This is a genomic window from Streptomyces sp. CAI-85, assembly GCF_013363615.1.
Lineage (GTDB): Bacteria > Actinomycetota > Actinomycetes > Streptomycetales > Streptomycetaceae > Streptomyces > Streptomyces antibioticus_B.
Genome location: NZ_JAANNX010000257.1, coordinates 1 through 605, shown reverse-complemented (window position 1 = coordinate 605; position 605 = coordinate 1). Strand labels below are relative to the sequence as shown.

Annotated in this window: 1 protein-coding gene; it reads right to left on the bottom strand. The window is 68.6% G+C overall.

All coding sequences use genetic code 11. The annotated features are described in order from the left end of the window. The coding region (locus G6W55_RS38135; RefSeq protein WP_175525119.1) for an SPFH domain-containing protein at window positions 1-605 on the bottom strand (605 nt) is incomplete at both ends.

Genomic DNA, 605 nt, shown 5'->3' with positions numbered 1-605 from the left:
ACGATCCAGAGCTTGTTGGCGTCGCCCTCGGCGATCTTCGGGAGCATCTGGAGGTACTGGTAGGACAGCAGCTTCTGGTCCGGGTCGCCGGCGTGGATGGCCTCGAAGACCGTACGGACGGCCTGGGCCTCGCCCTCGGCGCGCAGTGCGGCCGCCTTGGCCTCGCCCTCGGCGCGCAGGATCTGGGACTGCTTCTCGCCCTCGGCGGTGAGGATGGCGGCCTGCCGGGTGCCTTCGGCGGTGAGGATGGCGGCGCGCTTGTCACGGTCGGCGCGCATCTGCTTCTCCATCGAGTCCTGGATGGAGGTCGGGGGCTCGATCGCCTTCAGTTCCACGCGGTTGACGCGGATGCCCCACTTGCCGGTGGCCTCGTCGAGGACGCCGCGCAGGGCCGCGTTGATCTCCTCGCGGGAGGTGAGGGTGCGCTCCAGGTCCATGCCGCCGATGATGTTGCGCAGGGTGGTGACGGTGAGCTGCTCGATGGCCTGGATGTAGCTGGCGACCTCGTAGGTGGCGGCGCGGGCGTCGGTCACCTGGTAGTAGATGACGGTGTCGATGTTGACGACCAGGTTGTCCTGGGTGATCACCGGCTGCGGCGGGAAGGG